Genomic DNA, 14,266 nt, shown 5'->3' with positions numbered 1-14,266 from the left:
TTGCTCATAAACGTTTGCGCCCTTGTGTCAGTTCCGCAAAATCCACGGTTGCTGCAATAACGCAAGATGCAGGCGACGCCGATTGACGAATGGCGGCATGAAACCTAACGCTGGCGCATCATGTTTTGCGAAAATCGATTCCGTTTTTCGCAAAGCATGATGCGTTGATTCAAAGTGTTAGAGCGTCCTTTGTGCGTCCGAAAAGACGCTTAGCGCTCTAAAAGGGGCCGACAATTCCCCAAGGAGACCGTGATGATCGAATTTGCCGCCGCAAGCGGGCCGCGCCTGATGCTGGACGAAACATCTGTGCTGGATATCGGCGGATGCATCGTCGACGGCGTCGACATCGCGCCGAAGCGCGCCATTCCCGATGACGGCGATCCACGAATCGATCACTCGCTCGAGGGCTTCCTCTTCACCTGCGGGCCGGACCATATCCGCCACCGCCAGCCGATCCCCGGCCGGGACGACGGCAAGGTCTATCCGCTGCACGGATCGGCCTCCGGCCATGCGGCAAAGGTGCTGTGGACGAAGTTCGAGAATGGCAATGCCGAATGCCGCGCCGATATCGACATCACCACTGTCGAGGGACTGCCGCAGCGCATCGAGCGGCTGTGGCGGATCGATGGGGCGACCGGCGAGGTGCGGCTTGAGGATCGGGTCATCAATACCAGCGATCGGACGGTGCCGACCTTCCTGATGTACCACATGAATACTGGCGGCAAATGGCTGGACGAGGGCACGCGGCTCGAAGGCCGGATGCTGGAAAATGGCGGTTTTCCCTGGACATTCGGCGAGCAGCCGGGCGGCATCTTCTGCGTCGCGGCGCCGGCGATGGAGAAGGGGTTCGCGGAGGTCCGCCTCGGGCCGATCGCCGCAATCGGCGACAGGACGCTGCGGGTGCGTTTCCGCGCCGACACGCTGCCGCATCTGCAGGTCTGGCGGAACCAGAAGGCGCCGGCCCATATCATCGGCATCGAGCCAGTTTCACATCGGTGGATATCGCGCGACGAGCTAGAGGCCGCCGGTGAGTTCAACATGCTGGCGCCGGGCGAGAGCTGCAGCTATGCGCTGACCTTTGCCTTCCTGTGAGCGAAGTGTTGTTGACGCTGGCAGACCTCCGTCGTAGACCTTCAGCCCACGATTTTTGAGGAGACAAGACGATGGATATTCGCCAGATCGACGATGAATATTCGGTTTCGGGCCAGATCACGCTTGAGGAGCTCGACGAGATCAAGGCGCTGGGGTTCAAATCGATCGTCTGCCACCGCCCCGACCACGAAAGTCCCGACCAGACGTCGTTCTCTGTTATCGAGGCGCGCGCCAAGGAACTCGGCCTTAATATCGCCCACGTGCCTGTCGGGCCGATGGGCGTGACCGAGGAAGCCGTGCAGGGCATGGTCGACGCGCTCGACGAATTCCCGCGGCCGATGCTCGGCTATTGCCGTTCCGGCGCACGCTCGACGGCGATTTACCAGAAGACCCACCATATCCGTAATTGAGTCCCGTTCCGGGCGCCGATTTTCCGGCGTTGAACCTCAGCGCCGCCACCTTCCATTCACTCAGGAGACTATGATGAGCATCAAGCGTATCGACGTCGGCTCGCGCATGAGCGGCGCCGTCATTCACGGCAATACAGTCTATCTCGCAGGCCAGGTCGGCGAGGGCGAAAGCGTCACCGATCAGTGCAAGTCCTCGCTTGCCGAAGTCGACCGCCTGCTGGCTGCGTCGGGCAGCAGCAAGTCGAAGATCCTGCAGACGATCATTTACCTCGCGGACATCGCCGATTTCGCCGAGATGAATGCCGTCTGGGAAGGCTGGATCGATCCGGCCAATCCGCCGGCCCGCGCCACCAGCGAAGCCAAGCTCGCTGCGCCGAAATACAAGGTCGAGTTTATCATCACGGCCGCACTCGACTAAGTCGTACCATTCCGATTGCCTGAAGCCGGTGAGCACTGCGCGTGCTCACCGGCTTTTTGTTTGTGCGATTTCGGAGAGCGTGCGTGTCGGTGTGATCGCTTCAGGATCGAGCTTGACCTCGATGATTGCCGGCTTGCCGCTGGCGCGCGCCCGCTCGAAGGCCGGGGCGAATTCCTCCGTCCTTTCCACCGTCTCGCCGTGGCCGCCATAGGCGCGGGCAAGGGCTGCGAAGTCGGGATTGGTCAGATCGGTGCTGCTGACGCGGCCGGGATACTCGCGCTCCTGATGCATACGGATCGTGCCGTAGATGCCGTTGTTGACGACGACTGCGATGATCGGCAGGCCGTAGCGGATGGCGGTGGCGAATTCCTGGCCGTGCATCAGGAAGCAGCCGTCGCCGGCAAAGCAGATGACTTCGCGCTCGGGAAACAGCCGCTTGGCGGCGACGGCGGCCGGCAGGCCGTAACCCATTGACCCGGAGGTGGGCGCGGCTTGGGTGTTGAAGCGGCGGAAACGATGGAAGCGGTGCACCCAGGTGGCGTAGTTGCCCGCACCATTGGTGAAGATCGTCTGCGGCCCGGTATTGGCCTCCAGCCATTCCATGATTGGCCCCATATGGACGGCGCCCGGTCCGCTCAAGGGCGGCTTCGACCAGGCGAGATAGGCCTGGTGCAGGCGCGCGGTGCGCTCGGCCCAGAGCGGTTCGGCCGGCGCTTCCAGATCGGCGAGTGCGGCGACGAAATCGGCAGGTGCGGCGCAGATGGCAAGATCCGGACGGTAGATGCGGCCGAGCTCGGAAGCGTCGGGATAGATATGCACCAACGATTGCTGGGGGTAGGGGATATTGATCAGCGTATAGGACGAGGACGGCATTTCTGACATGCGGCTGCCAAGCAAGATCAGCAGGTCGCTCTCCTTGATCTCCTTTGCCAGCGCTGGATTGATGCCGATGCCGACATCGCCGGCATAGCAGGGATGGAGATGATCGAACAGCATCTGCCGGCGAAAGGAGCAGCCGACGGGCAGCTGGAAACGCTCGGCGAAGCTCTGAAAATCGGCGACGGCATCGGCATCCCAGCGTGTGCCGCCAAGGATCACCATCGGCCGCTCGGCTTTCAGCAGGCGGAGATAAAAATCGTCGATCTGGCGGCGGCCGGGATGGGCCTCGACACTGGCATAGTGCTTGGCGCGCGGTGCCTCGACTTCATCGCGCAGCATGTCTTCCGGCAGCGTCAGGACGACCGGGCCGGGACGGCCGGAGGTTGCGACCGCAAAGGCGCGGGTGACGAACTCGGGAATGCGGGCGGCATCGTCGATCTCGCCCACCCATTTGGCGAATTCGGTGAAGGCGCGGCGGAACTCGACCTCCTGGAAGGCTTCGCGCTCACGCGCTTCCCGCTGTACCTGGCCGATGAACAGGATCATCGGGATCGAGTCCTGCTTGGCGATATGCAGGCCGGCGGAGGCGTTGGTGGCGCCGGGGCCACGGGTCACCATGCAGATGCCGGGTTCGCCGGTCAGCCTGCCCCAGCAATCCGCCATCATCGCCGCCCCGCCCTCCTGGCGACAGACGAGGACGTCGATATCGCTGTCGCGCAACGCGTCGAGCACGGCGAGGAAGCTCTCGCCGGGCACGCAGGAGAGACGTTTGACGCCATTCGCCTTCAGCGCCTCGACGATCAGTTCTCCGCCCGTCTTCTTCATGAGAATGCCTTTTTCATGACGATGCCTTCCTCTCACGCTCGGCGAGTTCCGCCAGAATTTCTGCCTGGTGTTCGCCGAGGCGCGGGCTCGGCCTGATATAACGCAGCGGCGTCTCCGACAGCACCACTGGCGTTCTGACCCCTGGGATCACGCTGCCGGCGGCATCAACAAGGTCGATGCGCAGACCTCGGGCCTGCACCTGTGGGTCGGCGAACATCTCCTCGATCGTGTTGATCGCGCCTGATGGAACTGCATTCTCCTCGCAGGCCTTCAACAGATCCGCCTTCTGCCATTTCAGCGTCTCGGTGGAGATGAGGCGGCGCACTTCGCCGCGATTGCCGACGCGGGCCTTGTTGGTGGCGAAACGCTCGTCGCCGGCGACGGTCTCCAGGCCGAGGATGGCGCAGAGGCGACGGAACTGGCCGTCGTTTCCGATTGCGAGGATGAGATAACCATCCGCCGTCGGCACGACCTCGTAGGGCGAGATATTGGGATGGGCGTTGCCGAGGCGTGTCGGCGCCTCGCCGGAGACCAGGTAATTCATGTTCTGATTGGCGAGCACGGCCGATTGCACATCGAGCAGGGCCATGTCGACCAATTGGCCTTCGCCTGACTTCAGAGCGTGGATCAGAGCGGCTTCGATCGCCGAGACGGCGTAGATGCCGGTGAAGATATCGGCAATGGCGACGCCTGCCTTCATCGGCTGGCCGCCCGGCTCCCCGGTAATCGACATGAAGCCGGACATGCCCTGGACGATATAATCGTAGCCGGCGAGGCTGGCATAAGGGCCGTTCTGGCCGAAGCCGGTGATCGAGCAATAGACGAGCTTCGGGTTCTCCTTGCGCAGGCTGTCATAATCGAGCCCGTATTTGACGAGGCCGCCGACTTTGAAATTCTCGATGACCACATCGGCGGTGGAGACGAGGCGGCGGACGAGGTCCTGGCCTTCGGCGCTCTTCAGGTCGGCGGTGACAGAGCGCTTGCCGCGATTGGCAGCGTGGTAATAGGCGGCCGAGAGGTTCTCGCCATCGGCGCCCTCGACGAAGGGCGGGCCCCATTGGCGTGTATCGTCGCCGGCGTCGGGATTTTCGACCTTGATGACGTCGGCGCCGAGATCGGCGAGCATCTGTCCCGCCCAGGGGCCGGCGAGCACGCGGGCAAGCTCGATCACCCGGATGCCGGCAAGCGGCGGCTTTTTGGTCACGGTCTCTGTCATGTTCCTCCCGGCAATATCTACGGCACCAGCGTCACCTCAGATGTATCGGATACGGGCTTTGAAGCAAAGCGGCGCTCTCGCCAGAGGATGTAGAAGCCCGATGCCACGATGATGGCAATGCCGAGCCATTTGACGGCATCCGGAAAGTCGCCGAAGACCAGCCAGGCGACGATCGTCGCCGAGACGATCTCGAAATATTGCAGCGGCGCCAGCGTCGAGGCCGGTGCTGCGCGGTAGGCGTAGACGCCGAGGATGCCAGTGATTGCCGCCATGGCACCGACGCCGGCGACGTAGAACCAGGCGCGACCTTCCGGCATGACGGGATCGAAGAGGTCGGAGCCGGTTCCCTGACCCAGGAGAAGCAGGATGGCACAGAAGAGCAAGCCCCAGATGCTCATTTGGAATTGCATCGACCAGGGGTCCTCCCTATGCGAGAGAGCCCGAGTCATCAGCACGAAGATCGCGATGCAGAGCGCGCTGACGACAGGCAGAAGCGCGATGTAGCCGACCTCTTCGAAACTCGGCTGGATGATCAGCATCGCCCCGAAGAAGCCGACGCAGCAGGCGGTGTAGCGCCGCCAGCCGATCGTCTCCTTGAGGAAGATGCCGCCGAGGATCGTCACCATGATCGGCTCGACGAAGAAGATCGCAATCGCGTCGGCGACCGCCATATATTTCAGCGTGGTGACGAAGGAGATCATCGAGACGGTGATGATCGCGCCGCGGATGGCATGGAACAGGCTCTGGCGCCAGGAGAATTCAGCGAAGCTGCGCCGCCATACGACGATCGGCAGCATGCAGAGCGCCTGTACGACGAAGCGACCGGCGGTGATCTCCCCGGATGGAACAGTCGTGATCGCAAGCTTGGCGAAGATATCGATGAGCGGCGAGACCATCACCGAAAGAACCATCAGCACAAGCCCCGTCGTCACGTCGGAGGCGGACGAAACGGGGCGGGCGGAAGTGCTGCTCATGATGAAAATCCCTGTACTCAGGATATTGGTCGCTCAGGACTTTGCGACGGCCCCGTCGCACCAATCGGCGAAGGCTGCGATCGCCGCATCCGCGCCGATCTCATTCAGCGTCTCGTGCCGCATGTCCTGATATATCTCAGTGCTGATACGGGAGAAGCCCTGGCCTTTCAAATGGTTTGACAGCCAGAGCACGGCTTTTCCACGCTCCGTCGCCGGGTCCTCTCCGCCGCCGACCAGATGGATCGGCATATCCCGCGCCAGCCGGTCGAGATGGATTTTCTGCGGCGCGCGGAAGGTCAGCTCGAAGAGATCGAGCCAGAGAGAGACTGAGGCGTCGAAGCCGCAGAGTGGATCGTCGACATACTTGTCGACTTCATCAGGACGATGCGACAGCCAATCGAACTCGGTGCGGCGGCCGGGAATGGATTTGCCCCAGGTGCCGAAGGTGAGCTTCGGCAGCAGGCCACTCGGCACGTCGGAACCCTTCAGCATGCGCTCGGCAAGCAGGATCGCCTGGGCGGCGCGGCCGGCAAGGCCGATGGCGAAATTCGAATTCCAGACGGCGACAGCATCGAAGTCGGCCGCAGCCGTGACGGCTGCATTGAGGGCGATGAGGCCGCCCATCGAATGGCCGAAGAGGATCACCGGCAGGCCGGGATGGTGGGAGGCCGCATGGCCGCGCATGGCGATGACGTCGCCGATCACCCTTTCGACCCCACCGCGCCGGGCAAAACGGCCGATCGGCGCGTCGGGTGCCGTCGTCTCGCCGTGCCCTCGATGATCATGGGCATAGACATGATAACCGCGTGCCGCCATCGTCTCGGCAAAGACGCGGTATCGTTTCGAATGTTCGGCCAAGCCATGGGATATCAGCAGGATACCGCGTGGAAGGGTGATGGCCTCGGCATGGTGATAGGCCAGCGACGCCCCTGATACGGCGAGCCTTTGCGTTTCAGAAAACATGTGGTCCTCCCGGCGACAACAGACCAGATCGCCGGGTAATTGCAACATGGGCATTTGATTATCTGATAACAATTTTCGGCCTTGTTGCGATTCAGGGTTGCGGCCTTTTAATTTTGATGCTTATTTGTTCCTGTATTGTTCTTTTTTGGGGATTGAAATGAGCAGCATGCAGTTGCGTACCTTGACGTTTGCCGTGTCGATGGTTGTTGCCGGCGCCGGCGTGGCGCAGGAGGCCGGCGGGCGCACCCGCTTCATTCTGGCGGCAAGCTGGCAGCCGGCTTTTTGCCAGACAAACCAGAAGAAGCCTGAATGCGCTACACAGGCCACGGAGCGCCATGATGCCACGAACTTTTCGTTGCACGGACTTTGGCCGATGCGGCAGGATTATTGCGGCGTGAGCGCCGAGCAGAAGGCCGCCGACAAGGATGGCGACTGGAACAAGCTGCCGGAGGTCACGCTTGCGGCGGAGACGCAGGCGGCGCTCGCAAAGGCGATGCCCGGCACGCAGTCCGGCCTGGAACGGCATGAATGGGTGAAGCATGGCACCTGCACGAAGATGAGCGCCGACGACTATTTCGGCGTCGGCATGCACCTCGTGGGCGCACTCAACGCGTCGGCCGTGCGCGATCTCTTCGCTGCCAATATCGGCAAGCCGGTCAAGGCCGAAGCGATCAAAGCGGCGTTCGACAAGAGCTTCGGGCCGGGTGCCGGCGATCGTGTCAAGATGAGCTGCCGGCGGGCCGGCAATATCAGGATGATCAGCGGGCTGACGATCGGGCTTTCGGAAGCAGCCGGGGCGGCATCGGCGAAAAGTGCCGGGCTTGCCGATCTGATCCAGGGCGCTGGAAAAACCTCGTTCGGCTGTGACGAGGGCGTCGTCGACGCTGCGGGCTTTTGAGCGGAAATCCTGAGTAAACCGGGTTTGGCGTTGCCCGCAGGCGCTGTTTCGCCTACATAGCGGCACAATCGAAGTTTCCCGCCCGGAGCAGCGCAGCATGGCACGTCAGTTCATCTATCATATGTCCGGCCTCAACAAGGCCTATGGCAACAAGAAGATCCTGGAGAATATCCACCTTTCGTTCTACCCGGATGCCAAGATCGGTATCCTTGGTCCGAACGGTGCGGGTAAATCCACCGTGCTGCGCATCATCGCAGGTCAGGACAAGGAATATACCGGCGAAGCCTGGCTCGCCGAAGGTGCGACGGTCGGCTACCTCGAGCAGGAGCCGCACCTCGATGCAAACAAGACGGTGTTCGAGAACGTCATGGAAGGCGTTGCCTCGAAGACGGCTGTCCTCGATCGCTACAACGAATTGATGATGAACTATTCCGATGAGACGGCGGAAGAGGGCGCCAAGCTTCAGGACGTCATCGACAGCCAGAACCTCTGGGATCTGGAAAGCCAGGTCGAAATGGCGATGGAAGCCCTGCGCTGCCCGCCGCGTGACGCCGATGTCACCAGCCTTTCCGGTGGTGAGCGACGCCGTGTCGCGCTCTGCCGCCTGCTGCTTTCGCAGCCGGATCTGCTGCTGCTCGACGAACCGACCAACCACCTGGACGCCGAAACCATTGCCTGGCTCGAAAAACATCTGCGCGACTATCCGGGCGCCGTGATGATGATTACCCACGATCGCTACTTTCTGGACAACGTCACCGGCTGGATCCTCGAACTCGACCGCGGCCGTGGCATTCCCTACGAAGGCAACTACTCGGCCTACCTGCAGGCGAAAGCCAAGCGGATGCTGCAGGAAAGCCGCGAAGACGCATCGCGCCAGAAGGCGATCAGCCGCGAACAGGAATGGATCGCTTCCAGCCCGAAGGCCCGCCAGGCCAAGTCCAAGGCGCGCATCAAGTCCTACGAGCAGTTGGTGGATGCCGCCGAGAAGCAGCGTCCCGGCGACGCGCAGATCATCATCCCGGTCAGCGAGCGCCTCGGCCAGGTGGTCATCGAGATGGACGGCATCATCAAGGGCTTCGAGGGCCGCACGCTGATCAACGATCTGTCGATCAAGCTGCCACCAGGCGGCATCGTCGGCATCATCGGCCCGAACGGCGCCGGTAAGACGACGCTATTCAGGATGATCACTGGCCAGGAAACGCCGGATGGCGGTTCGATCCGCATCGGCGAGACCGTGCATCTCGGTTATGTCGACCAGAGCCGTGACACCCTTGCGGCCGACAAGACGGTCTGGGAGGAAATCTCCGGCGGCGCCGAAATCATCAAGCTCGGCAAGTTCGACATGAACTCCCGTGCCTATTGCGGCGCCTTCAACTTCAAGGGCGGCGACCAGCAGCAGAAGGTCGGCAATCTCTCGGGTGGTCAGCGCAACCGTGTTCACCTTGCCAAGATGCTGAAGGCCGGCGGCAACGTTCTGCTGCTCGACGAACCGACCAACGACCTCGATACGGAAACGTTGAGTGCCTTGGAAAACGCGCTGGAGAACTTTGCCGGCTGCGCCATCATCATCAGCCACGATCGCATGTTCCTCGACCGTCTGGCAACGCATATCCTGGCTTTCGAAGGCGACGGCCATGTCGAATGGTTCGAAGGCAACTTCGAGGATTATGAGCAGGACAAGGTGCGCCGCCTTGGTCCCGACGCCCTCAACCCGGGCAGCCAGGCTCACAAGCGCCTGACACGCTGATCCACCTGTTTCTCGTCCACGAGAGCCCCGGTTCGCCGGGGCTTTTTCATGTCACGCCTTGTCGCAATCTGAGCAGCCAATTTCGCGGAGAGTGCGAATTGTCGCTTGCCACCGCTTTTCAAATCACATAAAGATATCTTTATATCTTGATTGGATCGAAGATGAGCGAACCCTTGAAGCTTGGACTGGATGCGCTGGTGGACGTCTTGAAGGCGGCCGGCGAGCCCACGCGCCTGCGTCTTCTGGCGCTTCTTGACAGCGGCGACCTGACGGTGACCGATCTTACCGAAATTCTCGGCCAATCCCAGCCCCGCATCTCCCGCCACCTGAAGCTGCTCGGCGAGGCCGAACTGATCGAACGCTACCAGGAAGGCGCCTGGGCCTATTTCCGCCTCAAGCAGGACGGTAAGGCCGCCATGCTGGTGCGGGCGTTGCTGAAGCATGTTTCCGAGAACGATCCGACCATCCTTCGCGACGGCGAACGGCTTTCGCTGGTCAAGCGCCAGCGCGCCGAGCGGGCACAGGCCTATTTCAGCCGCAACGCGGCCGAATGGGACGAACTTCGCCGCCTGCATGCGGCCGATGAGGAGGTCGACGCTGCCGTCATCCGGCTGCTCGGCAGCCAGCCGATCGACGCGCTGCTCGACCTCGGTACCGGCACCGGCCGCATCCTCGAACTCCTGTCCGGGCTCTACCGCCGGGCGACGGGCGTCGATGCCAGCCGCGACATGCTGAGCGTGGCACGCGCCAATCTCGACAAGTCCCGCATCACCAAGGCCACCGTGCGGCACGCCGATATCCTGAACCTGCCGTTCGAGGGACAGGACTTCGATCTGGTGACAATCCATCAGGTGCTGCATTTCTTCGATCAGCCGGATATTGCGATCGCCGAAGCGTCGCGCATGCTCCGGCCGGGCGGCCGGCTCGTGGTCATCGACCTTGCGCCGCACACGCTCGAATATCTCCGCGACGAGCATGCGCATGTCCGTCTCGGCTTTTCGCACCAGGCAATGTCCGACTGGCTGCGCAAGAGCGGGCTCGACGTCGAGCAGGTCGTCGATCTTCATCCGGGTCAGCAAAGCGGGCAGGGGTTGACGGTCACCGTCTGGCTCGCGCGCGATCCGAGGCGCCTTATGGCTTCGCAGGCGAGCGAAGGCGCCGAACCTACATTTGCCGGGAGGGTATGACATGGCTTTGAAAAACGAAGTGCGCGGCCGCAACATCAGGGTCTCCTTCGAATTCTTCCCGCCGAAATCGGAGGAGATGGAAGGACAACTCTGGCACACGGTTAGCCAGCTGCAGGATTGGGACCCGGATTTCGTGTCGGTGACTTATGGCGCCGGCGGCACCACCAGAGCGCCTACGCTCTCCACCGTCACGCGGTTCCTGTCGCAGACGCCGCTTGCCACCGCCTCGCATCTCACCTGCGTCGGCGCGACGAAGGAAGAGACGCATCAGGTGGTCGACACGTTCCGTAAAGCCGGCGTGACGCATTTCGTGGCGCTGCGCGGCGATGCGCCCGGCGGCGCTGGTGCGCCCTACCAGCCGCATCCCGGCGGTTATGCCAATGCGGCGGAGCTGGTGGCCGGCCTGAAGGAAGTCGGCGATTTCGAGATTTCGGTTTCCGCCTATCCGGAAAAACACCCGGAAAGCCGCGATACGGCGGCCGATATCGACATGCTGAAGCGCAAGGCCGACAATGGCGCCGACCGGGCACTGACGCAGTTCTTCTTCGACAACGACAATTTCGAGCGCTACCTGGAACGGGTGCGCGGCGCCGGCATCTCGATCCCTGTCGTGCCCGGCATCATGCCGATCCAGAACCTGACGCAGCTGAAGCGCTTCGCCGGGGCCTGCGGCACTGTTATCCCCGCCTTTCTCGACGAGCGCTTTGCAGGCTTCGACGACAAGCCCGAGGAGCGGGCGAAGGTCGCCGCCGAAGTCGCTGCCGAACAGATCGAAGATCTCGTCCGGCGCGGCATCCACGACTTCCATCTCTATACGATGAACCGTGCGCCGCTGGTTTCCGCCGTGCTCGACAATCTCGGCCTCTCCCGCCCCCGCCGCGAAACAAAAAGTGCTGGCGCTGCCGCCTGATCTTTGCGCGTCTGAAGGACACGCGGCGCTGTAAAAGTGAAAAGCGCATGTCGGGCGGGACATGCGCTTTTTCGTTGGCGGATTGATCAGCTATTCAGGAGTTTAGGCACTATCAGTCATTACACTTTCGTCGGCCAGCTCAGATGAAGAGCATGGACAAGACGAAAGCAAACGCTGCACTGACCAACAGAACATTCAAGGATTGCGTGAGTCCCATGTCTGTCTCCTCGCGTTAACCGGCCAATAATATGTCTGAAATATGTCGGTTGGGAAGCAGATCTTATGCTGCGCTGCAGAAGGGTTCGGTGGATAAGTCGAATAGCATTTCGGCAAGACTTTGAAATTACATGTTAATTTTCAACAAAATTTTGTTCACAGATTTTAACATGCCGTTAAATCAGGCGATTGCGTATTTACCTATGCGCCCAAAACATGGCGGGATCGCAACCGGTTGAAAACATGTGGAATTCGCAACCGGCTTTAGGCGGCCTTGGCCAGCAGGCGATAGGCGCGGCCGTCGAGAATGACGAGGCCGAAACCGATCAGCGCCATGCCGGCAAACTCGCTCAGGGCCAGCCTTTCGCCGAGGAAGAGCACGCCGAGAAGGATGGCGCCCGGCGGCACCAGCAGGGTGACGAGCGAGGCATTGGTGGCGCCGGCCGTTGCCATGATCCGGAAATAGAGGATGTAGCCGAAGGCGGTCGACAGCAGCGCCAGTGCCAGGATGGCGAGGAGGGCATCGAGCGGCGGTGCGGCAAGCGCCCAGGGGCGATCGGCCAGCAGCGACAGCGGCAGCGCAATCAGCGAAGAGGCGGTCAACTGGCCGGCTGCGGTAACAGGGGCGGGAACATTCTTGAAGCGTTTTCCGTAAGTGGCGGCGAAACCATAGGAGATCGCAGCAAGCACGGGAAGAAGCAGCGCCCAGAGCGGGGCTTCGCCACCGGCCGACATGCCGGGGCCGATCAGCACGATCGTTCCGGCCAGGCCGACCAGGCAGCCGGCGATCTTTGCCGGCGACAGCTTCTCGTCTGAGGTGAAGTAGTTGGCGATCAGCACGGTCCAGATCGGTGTCGTCGCATTCAGGATCGCCGCAAGACCGGCGCCGATGCGGGTCTGGCCGAAGAAGATCAGCGCATGCGGCAGGGCATTGTTGATGAGCCCGAGGATCAGGAATTCGCGCCAGCGGGCTTTGAGGATCGCATAGAAGTCGAAACGGCCGGCGATATAGATATGCAGCGCCAGCGCTGCGAGCAGCAGCCTGAAGAAGACGAGGGTGAGCGGCGGCACGTGCTGGACGGCGATGCGGGCAAAGAAGAATGAGCCGCCCCAGATCAAGCCGAGCAGGACCAGCAGACCCCAGGTCCAGGCATTCATCCTGCTGTCCACGCCGATTCCTCCACCGCAAGCCGCTCGCTTGATGCTTTAGCGCAGGCGGCGAACGGCGCCACCCGTTTCTTGCGAAGCGAGCGGCGGCAGGGTGTCAGCTGGGATCAGAGGGCGTTGAGGAGGGCAGGCGTCGCCCAGCCGTCGGCCGGCATGCCGAGGCGCTGCTGTTCCTTCTGGATCGCGACACGTGTGCCGGAGCCGAGGATGCCGTCGATCTCGCCGACATCATGGCCGAGCGACTGCAGTTTGGTCTGCAGCGCCTTCATCTGGTCACTGGCAAGCCCCTGTTCCGGCACGCCCTTGAGATAGGGTTCGGCGCCCGAAAGGCGTGTCCCGAAATAGGCGGCCGAGGTCGTGTAGATGAACGACTTGTTCCATTCGAGATAGATCTTGAAATTGGGATAGGCGATAAAAGCCGGTCCCATGCGGCCTTGTGGCAGAACGAGATCGCCTTCCAAGTTGCCGAAGGCGGTATTGCCGTCGCGCGGCTTGACGCCGAGCGCGAACCATTCTCCCGCTTTCATCGTGCCGCCAAGACCGGACTTCTCAAAGGGCAGGTTATCGGGCACGGTCACTTCCTGCAGCCAGGGCTGGCCGCGCTCGAAGCCGAGGTGCTGGATGAATTTCGCCGCCGTCAGGATGGCGTCCGGGCCGCTCTGCTTCAGGCGGATATGACCGTCGCCGTCGCCATCCATGCCATAGGCAATGATGTCGCGCGGCAGCATTTGCACTTGGCCGATCTCGCCGGCCCAGGCGCCGGTATTGGTGGCGGGGTCGAGGTCGCCGTGCTGGACCATCTCAATAAGAGCGATCAGCTGCGGACGGAAGAGTTCCGGGCGGCGGCAATCATGCGACAGCGTCACAAGAGCGTTGCGGGTGTTGAAATCGCCCTGGACGGCGCCGAAATCGGTTTCCATCGCCCAGAAGGCGGTGATGACGCCCGGGGGCACGCCGAAATCCTGCTCGGCGCGGGCAAAGACGTCGGCATATTGCTTCATCTTCTGGCGGCCGATGTCGAGCCGGGCCTGGCTGACGGTGCGCTGGGAGAATTCGAGGAAGGTCTGCTTGAAGACGCCCTGGGCGCGATCCCGGCTCAGGACCTTGGGATCGATCTCGGCGCCGGCGAAGGCCTCGTCGACGGCTGCCGCACTGGCGCCGGCTGCGACTGCGTCTTTCTTGACACCTTCGAGGAAGGCGGACAGATCGCCGCCGCAGGGTGCGGCCGGGGCTGCGTCAGGCGCCTGCTGGGCGGCCGCGACGCCGGCGAGGGCAAGCGCAAACAGGAGGGCGAGTGCAGAGCAGCTTGCGAGCGAGCGGTGCATGGATGCGGTCCTTATATCAAAAAGATTTCCCGTCGCTTT

General features: G+C 62.2%; 13 protein-coding genes. 7 read left to right on the top strand and 6 right to left on the bottom strand.

The genetic code is table 11. From position 1 onward, the window contains the following. The first annotated feature begins 252 nt into the window (after positions 1–252). From AC25BC_RS14605 to AC25BC_RS14595, 3 genes are all read left to right on the top strand, one after another. Positions 253–1,092, top strand: coding sequence for an aldose 1-epimerase family protein (locus AC25BC_RS14605; protein ID WP_012758317.1), 840 nt, complete (start codon positions 253–255; stop codon positions 1,090–1,092). A gap of 71 nt (positions 1,093–1,163) precedes the next feature. Further along, the gene (locus tag AC25BC_RS14600) at positions 1,164–1,502 is read left to right on the top strand and encodes a protein tyrosine phosphatase family protein (RefSeq protein WP_003541467.1); all 339 of its coding nucleotides are present in this window, start codon (positions 1,164–1,166) and stop codon (positions 1,500–1,502) included. 73 nt (positions 1,503–1,575) lie between these two features. Beyond that, positions 1,576–1,920, top strand: coding sequence for a RidA family protein (locus AC25BC_RS14595; RefSeq protein WP_003541466.1), 345 nt, complete (start codon positions 1,576–1,578; stop codon positions 1,918–1,920). Between the two features lie 45 nt (positions 1,921–1,965). Here the strand turns inward: AC25BC_RS14595 and AC25BC_RS14590 are convergent, their stop codons facing one another. The 4 genes from AC25BC_RS14590 to AC25BC_RS14575 are packed head-to-tail and all read right to left on the bottom strand — an operon-like array spanning position 1,966 to position 6,777. Further along, positions 1,966–3,624, bottom strand: a complete 1,659-nt coding sequence (locus AC25BC_RS14590) for a thiamine pyrophosphate-binding protein (protein WP_012758316.1) — start codon at positions 3,622–3,624, stop codon at positions 1,966–1,968. 13 nt (positions 3,625–3,637) lie between these two features. Continuing rightward, positions 3,638–4,840: a succinate--glutarate CoA-transferase gene (gene caiB / locus AC25BC_RS14585; protein ID WP_017994737.1), complete on the bottom strand. Its 1,203-nt coding sequence runs from the start codon at positions 4,838–4,840 to the stop codon at positions 3,638–3,640. Positions 4,841–4,857: 17 nt separating this feature from the next. Next, entirely contained in the window at positions 4,858–5,814 is a 957-nt protein-coding gene (locus tag AC25BC_RS14580) for a DMT family transporter (RefSeq protein WP_128438202.1), read from the bottom strand. Positions 5,815–5,847: 33 nt separating this feature from the next. Then, positions 5,848–6,777 (bottom strand): alpha/beta fold hydrolase, encoded by a 930-nt coding sequence (locus tag AC25BC_RS14575; protein ID WP_128438201.1) that lies wholly within the window; start codon positions 6,775–6,777, stop codon positions 5,848–5,850. Between the two features lie 157 nt (positions 6,778–6,934). On the opposite strand from AC25BC_RS14575, the gene AC25BC_RS14570 reads away from it, so the two are divergent. From AC25BC_RS14570 to metF, 4 genes are all read left to right on the top strand, one after another. Continuing rightward, a complete protein-coding gene (locus AC25BC_RS14570) occupies positions 6,935–7,675 on the top strand; it encodes a ribonuclease T2 family protein (RefSeq protein WP_128438200.1) in 741 nt (246 codons plus the stop codon). 97 nt (positions 7,676–7,772) lie between these two features. Next, positions 7,773–9,422: an energy-dependent translational throttle protein EttA gene (gene ettA, locus AC25BC_RS14565; protein WP_128438199.1), complete on the top strand. Its 1,650-nt coding sequence runs from the start codon at positions 7,773–7,775 to the stop codon at positions 9,420–9,422. Positions 9,423–9,583: 161 nt separating this feature from the next. Further along, the gene (locus AC25BC_RS14560) at positions 9,584–10,609 is read left to right on the top strand and encodes an ArsR/SmtB family transcription factor (protein WP_128438198.1); all 1,026 of its coding nucleotides are present in this window, start codon (positions 9,584–9,586) and stop codon (positions 10,607–10,609) included. Between the two features lies 1 nt (position 10,610). After that, positions 10,611–11,519, top strand: a complete 909-nt coding sequence (metF, locus tag AC25BC_RS14555; protein WP_128438197.1) for a methylenetetrahydrofolate reductase [NAD(P)H] — start codon at positions 10,611–10,613, stop codon at positions 11,517–11,519. Positions 11,520–11,999: 480 nt separating this feature from the next. On the opposite strand, the gene AC25BC_RS14550 is transcribed toward metF, so the two are convergent. Both AC25BC_RS14550 and AC25BC_RS14545 read right to left on the bottom strand, forming a co-directional pair. Next, entirely contained in the window at positions 12,000–12,905 is a 906-nt protein-coding gene (locus AC25BC_RS14550; RefSeq protein WP_128438196.1) for a DMT family transporter, read from the bottom strand. A 104-nt stretch (positions 12,906–13,009) separates the two neighbouring features. Further along, positions 13,010–14,227: a lytic murein transglycosylase gene (locus tag AC25BC_RS14545; RefSeq protein ID WP_128438195.1), complete on the bottom strand. Its 1,218-nt coding sequence runs from the start codon at positions 14,225–14,227 to the stop codon at positions 13,010–13,012. Between the last annotated feature and the right edge of the window lie 39 nt (positions 14,228–14,266).

The organism is Rhizobium sp. WSM409 (genome assembly GCF_057653825.1).
This window is presented reverse-complemented; position numbering and strand designations above follow the sequence as displayed.